The following is an 18799-nucleotide window of genomic DNA, read 5'->3' as shown; positions in this document are numbered from 1 at the left end:
TACAAATATTTTTAGTACCTTTGCAGCTGAATAGCCGTGAAGGTACTTTCTTTTTGCCCTAACTGCTTAAGAGCGAGAACAATATTGTTATAACATTATAATTATTTTATGAACTTTACTTTGTTAATTACCGTCTTGTTGACGGCTTTGACATTGGTGGTGGCGGCTTACGTCGTAGCTAAGTTGATAGGACCGAGGTCCTATGCGAAGGTGAAGGGTGAGCCGTATGAGAGTGGTATCCCCACGCGAGGCAGCTCGTGGCTGCCCATTTCCGTGGGATTCTACCTCTTCGCCATCTTGTTCCTCATGTTTGATGTGGAAACGGTGTTTCTGTATCCATGGGCAGTAGTAGTGAAGGAGTTCGGTGCGATGGCTCTGCTGAGCATCGGTTTCTTCTTGGTAGTTCTGGTTTTAGGCTTGGCGTATGCTTGGCGGAAAGGAGACTTGGAATGGAAGTAAGAAAGCCTCACATCAAGAGTATTCCCTACGAGGAATGGAAAGATAATGCCTCGTTGGAGAAAATTATTGACGAGCTCCATGAGGGTGGCGTCAATGTGATTACGGGCACGCTTGACCAATTGATTAACTGGGGTCGAAGCAACTCTCTCTGGTCATTGACCTTTGCCACCTCATGCTGTGGTATCGAATTCATGGCATGTGGTTGTGCCCGTTACGACTTTGCCCGTTTCGGTTTCGAGGTAACGCGTAACTCTCCTCGTCAGGCCGACCTGATCATGTGTGCAGGTACCATCACCCATAAGATGGCACCAGCCCTGAAGCGTCTTTACGACGAGATGGCCGAGCCGAAGTATGTGATTGCCGTAGGTGGCTGCGCCATCAGCGGTGGTCCGTTTAAATCGAGCTATCATGTAGTGAAGGGTATCGAAGAGATTGTGCCCGTAGATGTGTTTATTCCTGGTTGCCCCCCACGTCCGGAGGCTATCATGTATGGCATGATGCAGTTGCAGCGTAAGGTGAAGATCGAGAAGTTCTTCGGTGGTGCCAACCACAAGCAGACTGCAGAGGAGCGTGAGCTTGGCGTATCTAATGAGGAGCTGACCTTCCGCTCAAAGCACAACGATCATCGTCGTGAGCCTATCGTGGTGACGAATGTTCCCCAGGAGTTTGTAGAAGAATTGAAGAAAGAGGAGGGCAAGGCATGAAGTTAGAGTTCTTATCATTCGATTTTGACAAGTTTGCACAGGAGATGCAAAACTTGAAGGACAAGAAGGGCTTTGACTATCTTGTCACCATCGTAGGCGAGGACTTTGGAAAGGAAGAGGGTCTCGGCTGTATCTATATCCTCGAGAATACCAATACCCATGAGCGTTGCTCTGTCAAGATGATTGCCAAGACTCAGGTTTGTGGCGACGGTATGTCATCTAATGGTACTGGTGAGATGGACGGTCAGATGCTTGCCTATCTGCCTACAGTCTCAAAAATCTGGCGTGTAGCCGATCTGCTGGAGCGCGAGGTGTATGACTTCTATGGCATCGTGTTCCTGGGTCATCCTGATATGCGCCGCCTCTTCCTGCGTAACGACTTTAAGGGCTACCCCTTCCGTAAGGATTGGGAATTCAACGACAAATACACGCTTGAAGACGATGTAGAACCCGACTATGGTCTGGAGTTTTATCTCGACAAGGATGGTGTTCTGCAGAGCAAACAGAATAAACTTTTCAGCGCTGACGACTATGTGATCAACATCGGTCCTCAGCACCCAGCTACTCATGGTGTGCTCCGTCTTCAGACCGTGCTGAATGGTGAGACCGTGAAGCGCATCTATCCGCACCTTGGCTATATCCACCGTGCCATTGAGAAGATGTGGGAAAGCATGACCTATCCCCAGACACTCGCTCTGACTGATCGTCTGAACTATTTGGGTGCTATGCAACATCGCCATGCGCTTGTTGGTGTTATTGAGGAGGCGCTTGAGGTAGAACTGACCGACCGTATCAAGTACATCCGTACCATCATGGATGAGCTTCAGCGTCTGGACTCTCATCTGCTGTACACCTCTTGTGTGGCTCAGGACCTGGGTGCTCTGACAGGTATGCTTTATGGTATGCGTGATCGTGAGCACGTGCTGAACTGTATGGAGGAGACTACTGGTGGTCGTCTGATTCAGAACTACTACCGTATCGGAGGTCTGCAGGATGATATTGATCCTAACTTCGTGAAGAACTGTAAGGATCTGGTGAAGTACCTGCGTCCTACGATTCAGGAGTATATGGATATCTTCGGCGACAATATCATCACCCACAACCGTCTTGAGAACTGTGGTCCGATGAGTCTTGAAGATTGTATCAACTATGCAGTGACTGGTCCTGCTGGCCGTGCTTCTGGTTGGAAGAACGACGTTCGTAAGAACCACCCGTACGATATGTACGACAAGGTAGAGTGGGAGCAGTGCACACTCAATGGTTGCGACTCTATGGACCGCTATCTCGTTCATATCAACGAGATGTACCAGAGCCTGAACATCATCGAGCAGTTGATCGACAACATCCCCGAGGGCGACTTCTATGTGAAGCAGAAGCCTATCATCAAGTGCCCCGAGGGACAGTGGTACTACTCTGTTGAGGGTGTGGCTGGTGAGTTTGGTGTTTATCTCGACTCTCGTGGTGACAAGAGCCCGTACCGCATGAAGATGCGTCCGATGGGTCTCTCATTGGTAGGTGCCTTCGATCCGATGCTTCGTGGTCAGAAGATTGCCGACCTGATTGCAACGTGTGCCGCTATTGATGTAGTTATTCCTGATATTGACAGATAAGATTATGTTCGATTTTTCTATAGTAACACAATGGTTCGACCAACTCCTCAGACTCACCATCGGGTGTCCTGACTGGTTGGCAATATTGATTGAGTGCATCTTGGTTGGCACGGCTATCCTCGTAGGATATGCGCTGATTGCGATTGTACTGATATTTATGGAGCGTAAAGTTTGTGCCTACTTCCAGTGCCGTCTAGGCCCGATGCGAGTAGGTTACTGGGGCCTTCTGCAGGTGTTTGCCGATGTGCTGAAGATGCTCATCAAGGAGATCTTCATCGTAGACCGTGCTGACAAGCTGCTCTATCTCGTGGCTCCGCTCCTGGTGATTATCGGCTCCGTGGGTGCTTTCTCGTTCCTGCCTTGGAACAATGGTGCTACGGTGCTCGACTTCAACGTAGGTGTGTTCCTGCTCACTGCCGTTTCTTCTATCGGTGTGGTAGGTATCTTCCTCGCAGGTTGGGGTTCTAACAACAAGTACTCTGTGGTTTCTGCCATGCGTGGTGCTGTGCAGATGATTTCTTACGAGATGTCGCTCTGCCTCTGTCTGATCACTGCTGTGATCCTGACAGGTACTATGCAGATGAGTGGTATCGTTGAGGCACAGACGGGTCCTTGGAAGTGGCTCATCTTCCAGGGTCATATCCCCGCCATTATCGCCTTCTTCGTATTCCTCATCGCTGGTAATGCTGAGGCTAACCGTGGCCCGTTCGATATGGCTGAGGCTGAGAGTGAGTTGACCGCTGGTCATCATACCGAGTATTCTGGTATGGGCTTCGGCTTCTTCTACCTCGCAGAGTTCCTGAACCTCTTTATCATCGCAGGTATCGCCGCTACGGTGTTCCTCGGTGGTTGGGCACCTGTGAACATCGGTATCGATGCTTTCGACGAGGTGATGAACTACATCCCCGGCATCTTCTGGTTCATGGGTAAGGCCTTCTTCCTGGTTTGGATCCTAATGTGGATTAAGTGGACATTCCCCCGTCTGCGTATCGACCAGATCCTGAAGCTGGAGTGGAAGTACTTGATGCCACTGGCGCTAGTCAACCTGGTGATTATGACTGTTGTTGTGGCCCTGGGCCTATATATTAAATAAGGTATAGCAATGGAAGATAATAAAACATATTTCGGAGAAATCGGGCATGGCCTGAAGACTTTGGCTACAGGTATGAAGACCACCTGGAAGGAATACTTCAAGGACTTCTTCACCAACAAGTCAACAGAGCAGTACCCCGAGAACCGCAAGACCACACTCCATGTAGCAAAGCGTCACCGTGGTCGCTTGACCTTCAAGCGTAATGAGGATGGCAGCTACAAGTGTACGGCTTGTACATTGTGCGAGAAGGCTTGTCCTAATGGAACCATCAAGATTACTGCCCACATGGCAGAGGATCCTGAGACGGGCAAGAAAAAGAAGGTGCTCGACGATTATCAGTACGACCTGGGTGACTGCATGTTCTGCCAGCTCTGTACGAACGCCTGCAACTTCGACGCCATCGAGTTTACGAATGATTTCGAGAATGCTGTGTTCGACCGCAGCAAGCTGGTGCTCCATCTGAATCAGGAGGTTTACCAAGGCGGTTCATTGCCTAACTTGATTGAAGGAGGCGCAGCGTGGGAGGTCGGTAAGTTTAACACTAAAACGAAGTAACGCGTTATGGGCAATACAATTATGTTTATCATTCTCGCGGTGTTCATCATTGGTTCAGCACTGATGTGTGTCACCACGACGAAGATTATGCGAGCCGCAACATTTATGTTGTTTGTGCTCTTCGGTGTAGCAGGCATCTATTTCCTGCTCGACTACACCTTCCTGGGCGCCGCTCAGATCTCAGTATATGCTGGAGGCGTTACGATGATTTATGTGTTCGCCATCCAGTTGGTGAGCAAGCGCACCCTTCAGGGGCTTGAGGAGCGAGTCAAGTCTAGTAAGATGATTGCTGGCGGTCTGGCAGCCTTTGCCGGATTGGTGGTCGTGAGTCTGATTCTGGTCAAGACGGGTTTCATCACTCAGGAGATTGCCAACGTAGAGGTGCCGATGAAGGAAATCGGTATGGCTCTGGTTGGTTCAGAGAAGTATCAGTATGTATTACCCTTCGAGTTCATCTCAGTATTCCTGCTGGCATGTATCATCGGAGGCTTGGTAGTAGCAAGAAAGGAGGATAAGGCATGATTCCCGTTGAATGTTTTTTCGCACTTAGTGCCCTGTTGTTCTTTATTGGTGTCTATGGCTTCGTTACCCGTCGTAACCTGATTGCCATGCTCATCTCTGTTGAGTTGGTGCTCAATGCAGTTGACATCAACTTTGCCGCTATCAACCGTCTGCTCTATCCCAACGGTATGGAGGGTATGTTTATGACGCTCTTTGTGATTGGCGTTGCTGCTGCCGAAAGTGCAGTTGCTATCGCTATTATTATCAATGTCTATCGCCGATTCAAGAGCGACAGCGTTGAGGCTATCAAGAATATGAAACGATAGTGGTAAATTGAACATTGTAAATTGAACATTGAAAATTGATCATTATGTTTGAATATACTATTTTCATTATGCTTCTGCCGCTGCTGTCGTTCATCGTTCTTGGACTGGCTGGCATGAAGATGCAGCACAAGGTGGCCGGACTCATCGGCACCTGCTCGCTGGGCATCGTCACGATACTTTCATACCTCACTGCTTTCCAGTATTTTGGACTGGACCGTGTGGAGGATGTCTATCAGACGTATGTTCCTTATAACTTCACTTGGTTGCCTCTTGGCAATCTGCATTTCGATCTCGGTATTCTGCTGGATCCTATCAGTGTGATGATGCTGATAGTCATCTCGACGGTATCCCTGATGGTTCATATCTACTCATTCGGCTATATGCACGGCGAGAAGGGATTCCAGCGTTACTACGCTTTCCTCTCTCTCTTCACGATGTCAATGCTGGGCTTGGTTCTGGCCACTAATATCTTCCAGATGTACATGTTCTGGGAGTTGGTAGGTGTATCGTCATACCTGCTCATTGGATTCTACTATCCTTTGAAGCCCGCCATTGCCGCCTCAAAGAAGGCCTTTATCGTGACGCGTTTTGCCGATATGTTCTTCCTCATAGGTATCCTGACCTTCGGTTATTTCACCGATTCGTTCAGCTTCTGGTTCTCCGATGGAGGTGCGGACATCGTGATGGGTGCGGGAACGACACCGTTTATCCCTGGCAATATGCTGAAGGCTATTACCGCTGGCGGATTGATTGTCCCCACGGCTCTTGTGCTGATGTTCATTGGTGGTGCCGGTAAGAGTGCTATGTTCCCGTTGCACATCTGGTTGCCTGATGCCATGGAGGGTCCGACGCCAGTATCTGCACTTATCCACGCTGCTACCATGGTGGTAGCTGGTGTGTTCCAGATTGCCCGTATGTTCCCCCTTTGGATCCAGTACGCTCCAGAGGCATTGAGCATTGTGGTCTGGGTGGGTGTGTTCACCGCTTTCTATGCTGCTGCCGTGGCTTGTGCCCAAAGTGATATCAAGCGTGTGCTCGCCTTCTCCACCATCTCGCAGATTGCATTTATGATGGTGGCTTTGGGCGTCTGCACTGTTGGTCATGACAGTCTGTGGGACAATCACGCACAGCTCGGTTTCATGGCTGGTATGTTCCACCTGTTCACTCATGCCATGTTCAAGGCTTGTTTGTTCCTTGGTGCCGGATGCATCATCCATGCTGTACACTCTAACGAGATGGCACTTATGGGCGGACTGCGTAAGTACATGCCTGTTACCCATATCACGTTCCTTATCTCGTGCTTGGCCATCGCCGGTATCCCCTTCTTCTCGGGCTTCAGCTCAAAGGATGAGATCATTACCGCCTGCATGCACTATAGTCCTGTGGTTGGCTGGATCATGACGGGTATTGCCGCCATGACAGCCTTCTACATGTTCCGTCTCTATTACGGTATCTTCTGGGGCACGGAGAATGTGGAGGCCCATGCACATCATACGCCGCATGAGGCTCCGCTCTCGATGACCATTCCTCTTATTGTACTCAGTGTCATCACGGTGGGTGTGGGTGTCTACACGACGCTCGCTGGCTTCCTTGGCTGGGGTGGCTCGTTTGGTAGTTTCGTCACTGCCAGTGGCTACGACTATACCATCCACTTCGATGTAAAGATTGCTGCCACTTCCACAGTGATAGCCATCCTGAGCATCTGCCTGGCCACCTATATCTATAAGGGTGAGACCCAGCCCATTGCCGATCGTCTGTACAAGCAGTTCCCGCGTCTGCATCGTGCAGCTTACAAGCGTTTCTATCAGGATGAGATCTGGCAGTATGTCACACACCGTATTATCTTCCGTTGCGTCTCTACGCCTATTGCCTGGTTCGACCGCCACGTTGTTGACGGCACGTTCAACTTCCTGGCATGGGGTGCTAATGAGGCTGGCGAGAGTATCCGTCCCTGGCAGAGTGGCGATGTTCGTCAGTATGCCGTTTGGTTCCTCACCGGCACGGTAGCATTAACATTAATCCTTTTATGCATCTAAAGATATGAGTATATTAAGTGTTTTCGTATTGATTCCCGCCCTGATGCTGTTGGGATTGTGGCTTGCCAAGAATCTCAATCAGGTGCGTGGTGTGATGGTAACGGGAGCTTCGTGTCTGCTGGCCCTCTCTATATGGTTGACCATCTATTTTGTCCAGGAGCGCGCCTCCGGTAACACGGCAGAGATGCTGCTCACTTATAGTGTGCCCTGGTTCAAGCCGTTGAATATTGCCTATTCAGTAGGTGTCGACGGTATATCGGTAGTGATGTTGCTGCTCTCCAGTATCATCGTGTTCACAGGCACCTTCGCCTCATGGCAGCTCAAGCCGCTCACCAAGGAGTATTTCCTCTGGTTTACCCTACTTTCTACGGGTGTGTTCGGCTTCTTTATCTCTACCGACCTCTTTACCATGTTCATGTTCTACGAGGTGGCTCTGATTCCCATGTACCTCTTGATTGGTGTTTGGGGCTCAGGACGTAAGGAGTACTCGGCCATGAAGCTGACCCTGATGCTGATGGGAGGATCGGCCCTGTTGATTCTCGGCCTGTTGGGCATCTACTATTTCAACGGCCAGTATAGCGGCACCTACACTTTCGAGTTGACTGCGATTGCTGCTGCCCACGCTATCCCCAGTTGGATACAGAACATTTTCTTCCCCTTCATCTTCATCGGTTTCGGTGTACTGGGAGCCCTGTTCCCGTTCCATACATGGTCTCCCGACGGTCACGCCTCAGCGCCTACCGCCGTGTCCATGTTGCACGCTGGTGTGCTGATGAAGCTGGGAGGTTATGGCTGCTTCCGTGTCGCCATGTATCTGTTGCCTGAGGCTGCCCAGGATCTCTCTTGGATCTTCCTCATCCTTACCACTATCTCTGTGGTTTATGGTGCTTTGAGTGCCTGTGTACAGACCGACCTGAAGTATATCAATGCTTACTCTTCAGTGTCTCACTGCGGTCTGGTGCTCTTCGCTCTCCTGATGATGAGTCAGACCGCAGTTACCGGTGCTGTGCTCCAGATGCTGTCTCACGGTCTGATGACGGCCCTCTTCTTTGCCCTGATCGGTATGATCTATGGTCGTACCCATACCCGTGACATCCGTGAGTTGGCTGGTCTGATGAAGATCATGCCTTTCCTCGCTGTGGGTTATGTGATTGCTGGTCTTGCCAATCTTGGATTGCCAGGTTTCTCTGGTTTCATTGCTGAGATGACCATCTTCGTGGGTTCTTTCGGTGCAGCAGAGCAGTTTGGCGATCCCAATGCTTCATTCCGCATGGTGGCCACCATCATTGCATGTACGTCGATTGTCGTAACGGCAGTCTATATCCTGCGTGTGGTTGGTAAGATATTGTATGGCGAGGTTGAGAACAAGCACTTCCTCGAGCTCACCGATGCTACATGGGATGAGCGCGTCGCAGTAATCTGCCTTATCTTCTGTGTGGCTGGTCTGGGTTGCATGCCGTTCTTCTTCAGCGACATGATCTCACCCGCCGCAGGTACGATTCTTCAGTCAATAGGTGTCATGTAAAAGTTAGGAGGATATAAGATATGAATTACGGACAATTCTTAAATATGATTCCCGAGTTCTACCTCGTGATCATCCTGATAGTAGTGTTTTTCACTGACTTCTGTCTGCATAAGAGCGAGAAGAAACACGACGTGTTGTTTGCTGTTACTGTCGCTCTGATGGCCGTCTTGCCATTCCGCATAGCAATCTTTTCTGAGCCCTCCGAGGCTTTTGGCGGTCTCTATGTGGCTTCAGCAGCTGTGAATGTCATGAAGACTATTCTTGCTTTTGGTTCTGTCATCGTGCTGATTATGGCTGAGCCTTGGCTCAAAAAGGGAGCTGAGAAGCTTCGTGGTGAGTTCTACATGCTGATTATCAGCACCCTGCTGGGTATGTTTATTATGATGTCAAGTGGCAACTTCCTGCTGTTCTTCCTTGGCCTCGAAACCGCCTCAGTGCCTTTGGCCTGTATGGTGGCCTTCGACCGTGATCGTAACGACAGCGCTGAGGGAGCTGCCAAGTATATCCTTGTGGCAACCTTCTCCAGCGGTGTCATGCTGTTTGGCATCTCGTTCATCTATGCAGCCACTGGTACACTTTACTTCGACGATGTAGCCGCAAAGATTGCAGCATCGCCCCTGACCATCATGGGCTTGGTGTTCTTCTTCAGTGGTCTCGGCTTTAAGATCTCCCTCGTGCCCTTCCACTTCTGGACGGCCGATACCTATCAGGGAGCTCCTACACCTGTTACCGGCTATCTGAGTGTTATCTCTAAGGGTGCTGCCGCTATTACGTTGTGCATCATCCTCATGAAGACTTTTGCCCCCATGGTTGAGTATTGGGACTACATGCTCTATATCGTGATTGTGCTCTCCATCACGGTGGCCAACCTGTTTGCCATCCGTCAGTCGGAGCTCAAGCGATTCATGGCATTTTCCAGTATCTCACAGGCGGGCTACATCATGCTTGCTGTAGTAGGCAACTCTCAGCTCGGCATTGCGTCGCTGACCTACTATGTACTTGTCTACATCGTAGCCAATATGGCCGTCTTCACCGTCATCAACGTGGTGGAGCAGAACAACGGAGGCCGTACAGACATGGCTGCTTACAACGGGTTCTACCAGACCAATCCCAAGCTCTCGTTCCTCATGACCTTGGCATTGTTCTCTCTGGCAGGTATTCCTCCGTTTGCAGGTATGTTCTCCAAGTTCTTCGTATTCATGGCAGGTGTCCAGAACGGCGAGCCCATGGCTTACTTCGTGGTGTTTGTTGCCTTGGTCAATACGGTAGTGTCTTTATACTACTACCTGCTCATTGTGAAGGCCATGTACATCACCAAGACCGACACGCCGCTGCCCACCTTCCAGAGCGACTGCTACACTCGCACGGCTCTGGCCATCTGCACCGCTGGCATCGCCTTCTTCGGTGTCGTCAGCTGCGTCTACGAGTGGATTGCCGCTGCAGGAATGTAATGCTAACCCCCTCAATAGAAAAAGGCTCCCTCACTCTTCACAGAGTGGGGGAGTTGTCTTTTTCATGTCTGACGGTCGATAGTATTGCTTAACCATTACCTCTCCCGACGGTTCGGAAAAGTAAAGAATATGTGCCTAAAAAAAGGTCTCTCAGTTTGCTCAATCTAGGAAAACTGAGAGGCACTTTTAGGCTCTTTTGAGGTTAGATACTGACTAACCATGAGTTTAGACTATCCTTTTGAGGTGTTTAGATAGTCTAAACAACTCGTTCGAACGTTCCCTATATAGTGAAAGACTATATCTGAATGAACGAAAGATGCCGTTTCGATGGGTGAAAGACTATATTTCGACGACCTAAAAGTTACCCCCTCTTTTTGCATATAAACGTAACTATCAATGAATCAGGCGGTTATCATAATGGCCCCAAAATCGTGTATTTGAAGCCGTCAGACAAGTTGCTGACTAAAACGCCCGTATTACGAGCCCGTTTGTCAATAATAACTACTCTGCATGTAAAAAAACAAAATGGTAAAAAGGAATCAGACTTTAAGCACGGTTTTGTGTTGATGGATGAACAAGGAATCATCACAGAGCGCAAACCTGGCGAATTCGTCTTTCATGTAGAATACAACCAGAAAGGTAACACCTATTGTCTGAATAAAAAGACAACCCTCCGTCTGGTCAGCATCCCCAGTGAAAAGCGCCAGCAAATCATCGATGCTCTCCACAAGTTTGAGAAAAAACAATAACTAACTCCCTCAAAAGGAAAGGCTCCCTCACTCTTCGTAGAGTGGGTGAGCCTTCATGTTGGTCGGTGCTTAATGTCTCAAAGTCGCGTGTCACGTTTTCTGTCTTTGAGCCACACACTTTAAATTCAATTATTCCCTATTTGATTATTTGATATACCAATCCTGATTCGTTGTACCACCTGAAGTTGACCACTCCAGGAAGCCCGGGAATAACTCATCGATGCGTTTGCTTTCGTTTTCGCGCTTCAGGATGGTATTTTCAAATACACTGATATTTACACCATGCATGTAGAATGCAAATGGATAATTGCCCTCGCGAACGAAATACAATCCCTTACTTGGGTCAGAACAGTCATCTTCTGTACCAAAATAACTGGTATTCATCTTTGCAGTTGGAGCTTCCATTGGGATGTGTACCTCCCAGTTCTTTTCGCCTTCAGAACGATAGATGAAAGGCTTTACTGATGCCATATCAGCAGACGAGCCCAATGGACTCTGATACGTTAGTTCAAGGATATATGTGGTTCCAAGTTCACCCTTGACGTCTGACGTCAGATAATACACATCATTACCATCCTTAGTAAACGAGACCTCCTCTGCCACCGTTGAGCCTTTGGCCATTTTCTTCATCACTATCGACTTAGGATTTTTCTTCGTATTCAAAGTAAGAGCCAAACCACTGGTCAAAGTAACATAGTTCTGATAGGTGGTAAGATAGAATGTCTCCTTGATGATTTTTCCGTTTTCATTAAACTCTTTCTCGTGCTTCACGTTTACCAGAGCGTCGTTGAGGTCATAGTCACCAGCCTTTGGCCATAGATCCTCGAAAGCATATACGCCATTGGTTGAAGATTTCTTGTGTTCTATCTCTGGCAATGGAGCAAATACTCCCACCGGCTTAAGCGCAAAAATCAAGTCATCAAAATCCTGGTCGTCGTTGGCATCCTCAAACGACACGATTGTGTAGGTCTGACCATCAGCTGTCTTGTAGCTGAACTTGGCACCACGGCTTTCCCCATTAGGATTGGGGAATTTTCCGCCATCACTAGAGTACGACAAGCCATCTGTGGTAGCACACCATGTATTATACTTATTGGACCAATATTTAGGTCCTTGACATCTGATACAATAGGCATTACCCTGCTTGCCCCATCCCTGGGTTCTCAAAATGAAACCGATTCTTGTTCCTTTAGGGAATGTCTTGGTTGCACCCGTCTTGTCATCGTTGGCAATATTAGGATAATACATCAGCTGAACCACGTCACCACGGTTTACGCCTATATTTCCTTGATAAGATTCCAACTTTCTCTCTATCGCTCTTGCCCACTGACCATCCTGGGTATTCGGGAACACCATGATGATATTAATATCCTCAGGTTTTGTCGGCTTATTATCATCTGTATAATAATAGTAACCCAATGAAGAGTTCCAACATGTACTACCGCCAAGGAGGGTAAATGTAACCTCAGAATCATTCTCAAGCAACAGGTCTGGAGATGAGCAATACTCCTTATTCATGGCACTACCTGATACAAATGCTGTACCCACTGCGGCATAAAGACCTTCCAATTCCGATTCACTGATAACCAGTTTGGGGTCTGCAGTTGTCTTATCAAGCATATAGTCAGGATAACCTGAAGCCGAGTTCCATGTACCAAGCCAGTTCTTCCATTCCTGATAGATCCTCGTCTTGCCATCAGTCTTGAGGCCCATTTTTAGTTTTGCTATATCATCTGTCGACTCGCCTGGTCCCTCCGCACGGGTTGCTGCACGGGTTGAGGCAACAGTTACTTTTTCGGCAACCACAGATGCAGTTCCGTTCTGTACATCGGCCTCCATCAGGAGCATTCCCGTAAAGAAATTGCCCGTCGCAATATACAGATGCTGGGCATAAGTGGGCAACTCTATAGTTGCACTATACTTACCATTTGCCTCTGTATAATCCTCAAATAAAGGAGCAACAGCCTCATTCCACTGATCTTCGGGGGCATCATCAACTGTTATGAATGGATTCTGGGCATAAACACCGAAGAAAACCGGCCCGTAAGTCTTAAATGCAGAATAGTCGACATTGAGTTTTACCTTTTGAACTGTTGAGAAATCAAACGAATTTGGAACCTTCGTTGTTGGGGTTGGTTCTGGGGTTGGTGTTGGCTCTGGTTTCATACCATCAAGGCCTTTTGAACAGCTGGATACAATTAATCCTAAAACCGCAATTACAATTATTTTCTTCATACGTGTCCTGATATTTATTGATTATTTATGCAAATATACAAAATAATTCGGTTAAACAAGAAGAAAACAACTACGAAATGCTTGTTCTTAACATTTATTAACCGCCTTACTGGTATAATCATACAAATTCGCTTGCAAAAGATTGTCATTTTGCAGCGGGCATTCATGACCACATTTTGATGGTAATCGTAAGGCTTATCCGATGAGTTTGAGGATTTGTTTCTCGGAGGCAGTGGGGAGGAGTGCTTCCAGATGGGTTTTGAGGCGGGCGAAGGATTCCTCGGGGGTGCGAGGGCATTGGCAGGCTTCGCGGCCTAACAATCGCTCGGGCAACGTGAGGAGCGACCAACCCCAGCCGTATTCGCGGTTGTGCTTGTCGAGGGGATAGACGAAGTCTTCGGTGACGATGCGGCACTGCATCTGTAATCGGGTGACATAGGCATCGAAACGGCTGCGCATCTTAGGCCCTGTGAAGCCACAGGCTGCCCTAAGCTCGCGGGTGATGAGGCTGCCGTGCTCGGCAAGAGTGAAGAGGATGGCTTCCTCGATGCTGCCCGCAGCTGGGACGGGCGCATGACTGCGACGCCAGTGACAAAGGTCTGGCCACCACTCACGACTGACGAAACCAGCCTTACCTGCAAAGAACTTACCATAGACACAATGTCCTTCAGTGACGATGGGACCTTTCCATTTCCACAGGGGCCAGTCCCATCCGCCATCGGGTAGTACGACGTAACGGCAGTCGGCATCTACCAACTCCTCGGCGGAATAGCCAGGGATGCCGCTATCCAACAACGGCAGGAAGCCCACCTGCTGGATATAGTCCATGAGCTCGGGGCAGGAGTGGAGTTCTACGCGGTTCATTTGAGAAGGGGTTTGAGGTAGCGTGGGGTATAGCCTTTCTTGGAGCGAGCCACCTGCTCAGGTGTGCCAGTGGAGAGAATCTGACCGCCCTTGCGACCACCTTCGGGACCGATGTCGATGATCCAGTCGGCGAGGCGGATGACGTCGAGGTTGTGCTCAATGATGATGACGGTATTGCCGCGGTCGACAAGACGCTGCAGCACGTCCATGAGGATGCGGATGTCCTCGAAGTGGAGTCCTGTGGTAGGCTCGTCGAGGATGTAGAGGGTCTTGCCAGTGTCACGTTTCGAGAGTTCGGTGGCCAGCTTGATGCGCTGGCTCTCACCACCGGAGAGGGTGGTGGAGGGTTGTCCGAGTTTGATATATCCGAGGCCTACATCCTGGATGGTCTTGATCTTACGGAGGATATCGGGCACGTTCTCGAAGAATTCAACAGCCTGGTTGATGGTCATATCGAGCACGTCGGCGATGGACTTGCCTTTGTAGCGCACTTCGAGCGTCTCGCGGTTGTATCGCTTGCCGTGGCACTCCTCGCAGGGCACCTGGATGTCGGGGAGAAAGTTCATCTCGATGGTCTTGTAGCCATTGCCGCCGCAGGTCTCGCAGCGTCCGCCCTTGACATTGAACGAGAAGCGGCCAGGTTTGTAGCCTCGGATCTTGGCTTCCGGAAGGTTGACGAACAGCGAGCGGATGTCTGAGAAGACACCCGTATAGGTGGCGGGGTTGGAGCGGGGTGTGCGGCCTATGGGACTTTGGTCGACGTTCACCACCTTATCTATATATTCCAGTCCCTCAATACTGTCGTAAGGCATGGGGACCTTGAGCGAACGATAGAAATGCTGGGAGAGGATGGGCTGCAGGGTCTCGTTGATGAGGGTAGACTTGCCGGAACCGCTGACGCCAGTAATCAGGATGAGCTTGCCGAGCGGGAACTCGACATCCACGTGCTTGAGATTGTTGCCTGTACAGCCTTTCAGCAAGAGACTGTGCCCCGAACCCGCACGCCGTTTCTCGGGCAGGGCTATCTGCTGCTGGCCGTTGAGGTACTGAGCGGTAATCGTGTTGGTCTTCAGCATCTCTTGGGGAGTGCCTTGGAAAACGACTTCGCCACCTTTCCGACCCGCACGGGGACCGATGTCTACGATGTAGTCGGCATTGAGCATCATGTCCTGATCATGCTCGACGACGATGACGGTGTTGCCCAGGTCGCGCAGTTCCTTGAGCGAACGGATGAGTCGCACGTTGTCGCGCTGATGGAGGCCGATGGACGGCTCGTCGAGGATATATAGCACGTTGACGAGCTGGGAACCTATCTGTGTGGCGAGTCGGATGCGCTGGCTCTCACCGCCGGAGAGCGAGGCCGACTGGCGGTTGAGGGCGAGGTAGTCGAGACCTACCTCGAGCAGGAAGTCGAGTCGGGTGCGTATCTCTTTCAGAATCTCATGGGCAATCTGCTGTTGCTGGTGGTCAAGGTGAGGCTCTACCTCATCGAGCCACTCGCGGAGTTCGGCAATGTCCATTGAGGCCAGTTCGGAGATGTTTTTGTCCCAGACCTTATAGGATAGGGCTTCGCGGTTGAGACGCTGGCCGTGGCATTCTGGACACTCGCACTCGGCAAGGAACTGATCAGCCCACTTCTGTCCTGCGCTGGAGTCATCGTTGTCCATCACATTGCGCAGGTACTTGATGATGCCGTCGAAGGAGACAAAATAGTCGCTGGAGGTGTGGACGAGTTCTTTGTCTATCCGCACGTTCTCCAGTGAGCCATAGAGCACCTCCTGCATCGCTTCGTCAGGGATGTCGGCGATGGGGGTCTTCAGGTCACACTCATAGCGCTTGAGGATGGCTGCAACCTGCCAGAATATCATCTGATTTTTGTACTTGCCGAGGGGGACGATGCCGCCTTCGTGGATGCTCACCTTGCGGTCGGGGATGACTTTCGTGAGGTCGATCTGATTGATGATGCCCAGTCCTTTACAATGAGGACAAGCTCCTTGGGGGGAGTTGAACGAAAAGTTATTGGGCGCCGGGTCTGAGTAGCTGATGCCTGTAGTAGGGCACATCAATCGTTTGGAGAAATGTTTGACCTGATTGGTGTCTTTGTCGAGAATCATGATAAGTCCTTCACCCTGACGCATGGCGATGGCGACCGACTTACGGAGACGTTCGTCGTCCTTCTCGCTGACCTGCAACTTGTCGATGACCACCTCGATGTCATGGTTCTTATAACGGTCGACTTTCATGCCGCGGACGATTTCGAGCATTTGGCCATCGACGCGCATGTTGAGGTAGCCCTTGCGGCGCATGGCCTCGAAGAGCTCGCGGTAGTGTCCCTTACGACTCTTGACCAGTGGGGCAAGGATAAAGATGCGGCGGCCGGCATAGTCGTGAAGAATCATGTCGAGTACCTTCTCTTCGGTGTATTTCACCATCTCCTCGCCAGTGGCGTAGCTGTATGCACGGCCTGCACGGGCAAAGAGCAGACGCATGTAGTCATAGATCTCTGTCGTAGTACCCACGGTGGAGCGGGGATTCTTGTTGGTGGTCTTTTGCTCAATGCTGATGACGGGCGAGAGCCCCGTAATCTTGTCGACATCGGGGCGCTCCATACCACCGAGGAAGTTGCGTGCATAGGCAGAGAAGGTCTCGATATAACGGCGCTGTCCCTCGGCGAAGATAGTGTCGAAGGCCAACGATGACTTACCCGAGCCACTGAGACCCGTAATGACAGTGAGGGAGTTGCGGGGAATTTCAACGTCGATGTTCTTCAGATTGTGCACCCTCGCACCATATACATTGATTTTATCGTCTTCTCGTTTCATAATTTAGCGGTTCTGATTGGAATGTCCGCGAAGCAGATTCACATCTTTACGGATATTGTAATCCTTGCCGTCAGCACCTTTGGCCTTGACGATGACGAAGTAGACACCGTCGGCCACATTGCGGCCTCCCGACGTGCCGTCCCAGCCCCCAGCGGGGTCGCTCCACTCGTAGAGCTTATGCCCCCAGCGGTTGATAATGGTGGCACGGAACTCGACGATGTTCTGACAAGTCTTGGCCTGATAGAGGTCGTTGTTTCCGTCACCGTTGGGCGAGAAGGCGTTGGGGAAGGTCAGCTGGCTGGCCTCTCCGCCGATGTTGCCATATTCTTCATCGACTTCCTGACTGAAGGCGATGAGTGGCATTAGGACTGTAAAAAGGGCAATAATTAGTCGTTGTTTGCTCATTTTTTAATGCATTATCGTGCAAAGATACGAAATATTTCCTAATTTGAGTGCGTTATTCACAATTATTTTGTACTTTTGTAGGCGAAAACCATAATAATAGAGATTATGAGACGCTATTTGAGATATTTTCTGCTGCTTGCAGTACTTTGTCTGACGGCGGGTTTGGTGACGGCTCAGGAGTCTGAATCCATCCGTGGTCTGCACAAGGTGAAGAAGAAGGAGACCGTGTTCGGCATCTCCAGAACCTATGGCATCACCATCGAGCAATTGCTGGATGCCAATCCGGAGATGAAGGAGCCAGGCTATGAGCTGAAGAAGGGTATGATACTGAAGATTCCCTATGAGAGCCATGCGGTGAAACCACAAGAGACTCCGGCACCAGTGACCGCCTCTTCCGATGATGTGCGCAATCGTGAAATCAGACTGGGAGTGATGTTACCATTGCACGACATTAATGGTGACGGGCGGCGCATGGTGGAATATTACCGTGGTGTGCTGATGGCTTGCGACAGTGTGAAGAAACTGGGCATCTCGGTAGACGTACATGCTTGGAATACGCCAGAGGACTGGGATATCCGTCAGACATTGCTCGATGAGCATGCGGCTAAGTGCGACCTGATTATCGGTCCTCTTTACTCTAAGCAAATGGAAGCTCTCTCGAAATTTGTGGAAAAGCACGACATACAGCTGGTGATTCCCTTCTCAATCAATGCACCGCAGCTGACCACTAATAGGAATATCTTTCAGGTGTGGCAGTCGCCACAGGAGATCAACGACGCTTCAGTGAACCTGTTTGTTGATCAGTTCAGGAATTTCCATACGGTAATCGTGGACTGCAACGACTCGACAAGCAAGAAGGGCTCGTTTACGGCTGCTGTGCGCCGACAGCTGGAGCAGCGGGGACTGGAGTATTCGGTAACGAGTCTGAAGTCGGGTGAGGAGAACTTCTCGAAGGCTTTCAGTCGGACGAAGTCGAATGTGGTAATCCTGAATACGGCCCGTTCGCAGGAGTTGGGTGTAGCCTTCTCAAAGTTGAACGGTCTGAAGGTGGTGAGTCCGGAGCTGAATATTACGATGTACGGCTATGCGGAGTGGCTGATGTACACAAAAGCGCATCTGGAGAATTTCTATAAGTATAACACGTATATCCCATCGACGTTCAACTACAACCCGCTGTCACTGGCAACCCAGCGCATTGAGCAGAAGTATCGCTGGAATTTCCACAGTGACATGCAAAACCGTTTGCCAAGACTGGCCATTACAGGTTTCGACCAGGCTTATTTCTTCCTGCGTGGTCTGCACAAATACGGTAAGACCTTCAATGGAGCTGCAGGCATGCTGGGCTATGAGCCAGTGCAGACGCCACTGAAGTTTGATCGTTATGGCAATGGTGGACTGAGAAACAGAATGTTGGAATTAGTGCATTATAAGCCCGACCACAAGGTAGAAACGATTAAGTTTTAG

At 50.0% G+C, this 18799-nt stretch carries 15 protein-coding genes and 1 pseudogene; 12 read left to right on the top strand and 4 right to left on the bottom strand.

What is annotated here, in order from left to right; genetic code table 11:
- Positions 1 to 108: 108 nt before the first annotated feature.
- The 11 genes from BMY16_RS04730 (at position 109) to BMY16_RS04680 (ending at position 11009) form a co-directional block, all read left to right on the top strand.
- Positions 109 to 459 carry an NADH-quinone oxidoreductase subunit A gene (locus tag BMY16_RS04730; protein WP_091840455.1) on the top strand — a complete coding sequence of 117 codons (351 nt, stop codon included), beginning with the start codon at positions 109 to 111 and terminating at the stop codon, positions 457 to 459.
- Complete coding sequence (locus BMY16_RS04725; RefSeq protein ID WP_091840454.1) at positions 450 to 1163, top strand: NADH-quinone oxidoreductase subunit B; 714 nt, start codon at positions 450 to 452, stop codon at positions 1161 to 1163. The genes BMY16_RS04730 and BMY16_RS04725 overlap by 10 nt, the downstream gene beginning before the upstream one ends.
- The gene (locus BMY16_RS04720; protein ID WP_091840452.1) at positions 1160 to 2773 is read left to right on the top strand and encodes an NADH-quinone oxidoreductase subunit D; all 1614 of its coding nucleotides are present in this window, start codon (positions 1160 to 1162) and stop codon (positions 2771 to 2773) included. Before BMY16_RS04725 ends, BMY16_RS04720 begins: the two co-directional genes overlap by 4 nt.
- Before the next feature lie 4 nt (positions 2774 to 2777).
- On the top strand, positions 2778 to 3866 hold the full coding sequence (gene nuoH / locus BMY16_RS04715) for an NADH-quinone oxidoreductase subunit NuoH (protein WP_091840559.1): 1089 nt from the start codon (positions 2778 to 2780) through the stop codon (positions 3864 to 3866).
- A 9-nt stretch (positions 3867 to 3875) separates the two neighbouring features.
- A complete protein-coding gene (locus BMY16_RS04710; RefSeq protein ID WP_091840450.1) occupies positions 3876 to 4421 on the top strand; it encodes a 4Fe-4S dicluster domain-containing protein in 546 nt (181 codons plus the stop codon).
- A gap of 6 nt (positions 4422 to 4427) precedes the next feature.
- Positions 4428 to 4943 carry an NADH-quinone oxidoreductase subunit J family protein gene (locus tag BMY16_RS04705; RefSeq protein ID WP_091840448.1) on the top strand — a complete coding sequence of 172 codons (516 nt, stop codon included), beginning with the start codon at positions 4428 to 4430 and terminating at the stop codon, positions 4941 to 4943.
- Complete coding sequence (nuoK, locus tag BMY16_RS04700; RefSeq protein WP_091840446.1) at positions 4940 to 5248, top strand: NADH-quinone oxidoreductase subunit NuoK; 309 nt, start codon at positions 4940 to 4942, stop codon at positions 5246 to 5248. The genes BMY16_RS04705 and nuoK overlap by 4 nt, the downstream gene beginning before the upstream one ends.
- A gap of 44 nt (positions 5249 to 5292) precedes the next feature.
- The gene (gene nuoL, locus BMY16_RS04695) at positions 5293 to 7284 is read left to right on the top strand and encodes an NADH-quinone oxidoreductase subunit L (protein ID WP_091840445.1); all 1992 of its coding nucleotides are present in this window, start codon (positions 5293 to 5295) and stop codon (positions 7282 to 7284) included.
- A 4-nt stretch (positions 7285 to 7288) separates the two neighbouring features.
- Positions 7289 to 8809: a complex I subunit 4 family protein gene (locus BMY16_RS04690; RefSeq protein ID WP_091840443.1), complete on the top strand. Its 1521-nt coding sequence runs from the start codon at positions 7289 to 7291 to the stop codon at positions 8807 to 8809.
- A gap of 20 nt (positions 8810 to 8829) precedes the next feature.
- Complete coding sequence (locus tag BMY16_RS04685; RefSeq protein WP_091840441.1) at positions 8830 to 10260, top strand: NADH-quinone oxidoreductase subunit N; 1431 nt, start codon at positions 8830 to 8832, stop codon at positions 10258 to 10260.
- A gap of 566 nt (positions 10261 to 10826) precedes the next feature.
- Positions 10827 to 11009 (top strand): hypothetical protein, encoded by a 183-nt coding sequence (locus BMY16_RS04680; RefSeq protein ID WP_091840440.1) that lies wholly within the window; start codon positions 10827 to 10829, stop codon positions 11007 to 11009.
- Between the two features lie 144 nt (positions 11010 to 11153).
- Here the strand turns inward: BMY16_RS04680 and BMY16_RS04675 are convergent, their stop codons facing one another.
- From BMY16_RS04675 to BMY16_RS04660, 4 genes and pseudogenes are all read right to left on the bottom strand, one after another.
- The gene (locus BMY16_RS04675) at positions 11154 to 13244 is read right to left on the bottom strand and encodes an LruC domain-containing protein (protein WP_091840438.1); all 2091 of its coding nucleotides are present in this window, start codon (positions 13242 to 13244) and stop codon (positions 11154 to 11156) included.
- 195 nt (positions 13245 to 13439) lie between these two features.
- The gene (locus BMY16_RS04670; protein WP_091840437.1) at positions 13440 to 14108 is read right to left on the bottom strand and encodes an AlkZ-related protein; all 669 of its coding nucleotides are present in this window, start codon (positions 14106 to 14108) and stop codon (positions 13440 to 13442) included.
- On the bottom strand, positions 14105 to 16930 hold the full coding sequence (gene uvrA / locus BMY16_RS04665) for an excinuclease ABC subunit UvrA (protein ID WP_091840435.1): 2826 nt from the start codon (positions 16928 to 16930) through the stop codon (positions 14105 to 14107). Before uvrA ends, BMY16_RS04670 begins: the two co-directional genes overlap by 4 nt.
- A gap of 3 nt (positions 16931 to 16933) precedes the next feature.
- A pseudogene (locus BMY16_RS04660) lies at positions 16934 to 17224 on the bottom strand (gliding motility-associated C-terminal domain-containing protein); the annotation flags it as partial.
- A gap of 216 nt (positions 17225 to 17440) precedes the next feature.
- Here BMY16_RS04660 and BMY16_RS15685 point away from each other — a divergent pair.
- Positions 17441 to 18799: a PBP1 and LysM peptidoglycan-binding domain-containing protein gene (locus BMY16_RS15685; protein ID WP_211839324.1), complete on the top strand. Its 1359-nt coding sequence runs from the start codon at positions 17441 to 17443 to the stop codon at positions 18797 to 18799.

It is taken from the genome of Prevotella sp. ne3005 (assembly GCF_900110085.1).
GTDB lineage: Bacteria > Bacteroidota > Bacteroidia > Bacteroidales > Bacteroidaceae > Prevotella.
Note: the sequence above shows the minus strand (reverse complement) of the source record. Positions and strands in the feature narration are given on the sequence as shown.

Bases quoted from the DNA above. Each gene is read 5' to 3' on its own strand.
- BMY16_RS04730 (WP_091840455.1), top strand. From the start codon at position 109: ATGAACTTTACTTTGTTAATTACCGTCTTGTTGACGGCTTTGACATTG.
- BMY16_RS04725 (WP_091840454.1), top strand. From the start codon at position 450: ATGGAAGTAAGAAAGCCTCACATCAAGAGTATTCCCTACGAGGAATGG.
- BMY16_RS04720 (WP_091840452.1), top strand. From the start codon at position 1,160: ATGAAGTTAGAGTTCTTATCATTCGATTTTGACAAGTTTGCACAGGAG.
- nuoH (WP_091840559.1), top strand. From the start codon at position 2,778: ATGTTCGATTTTTCTATAGTAACACAATGGTTCGACCAACTCCTCAGA.
- BMY16_RS04710 (WP_091840450.1), top strand. From the start codon at position 3,876: ATGGAAGATAATAAAACATATTTCGGAGAAATCGGGCATGGCCTGAAG.
- BMY16_RS04705 (WP_091840448.1), top strand. From the start codon at position 4,428: ATGGGCAATACAATTATGTTTATCATTCTCGCGGTGTTCATCATTGGT.
- nuoK (WP_091840446.1), top strand. From the start codon at position 4,940: ATGATTCCCGTTGAATGTTTTTTCGCACTTAGTGCCCTGTTGTTCTTT.
- nuoL (WP_091840445.1), top strand. From the start codon at position 5,293: ATGTTTGAATATACTATTTTCATTATGCTTCTGCCGCTGCTGTCGTTC.
- BMY16_RS04690 (WP_091840443.1), top strand. From the start codon at position 7,289: ATGAGTATATTAAGTGTTTTCGTATTGATTCCCGCCCTGATGCTGTTG.
- BMY16_RS04685 (WP_091840441.1), top strand. From the start codon at position 8,830: ATGAATTACGGACAATTCTTAAATATGATTCCCGAGTTCTACCTCGTG.
- BMY16_RS04680 (WP_091840440.1), top strand. From the start codon at position 10,827: ATGGATGAACAAGGAATCATCACAGAGCGCAAACCTGGCGAATTCGTC.
- BMY16_RS04675 (WP_091840438.1), bottom strand. From the start codon at position 13,244: ATGAAGAAAATAATTGTAATTGCGGTTTTAGGATTAATTGTATCCAGC.
- BMY16_RS04670 (WP_091840437.1), bottom strand. From the start codon at position 14,108: ATGAACCGCGTAGAACTCCACTCCTGCCCCGAGCTCATGGACTATATC.
- uvrA (WP_091840435.1), bottom strand. From the start codon at position 16,930: ATGAAACGAGAAGACGATAAAATCAATGTATATGGTGCGAGGGTGCAC.
- BMY16_RS15685 (WP_211839324.1), top strand. From the start codon at position 17,441: ATGAGACGCTATTTGAGATATTTTCTGCTGCTTGCAGTACTTTGTCTG.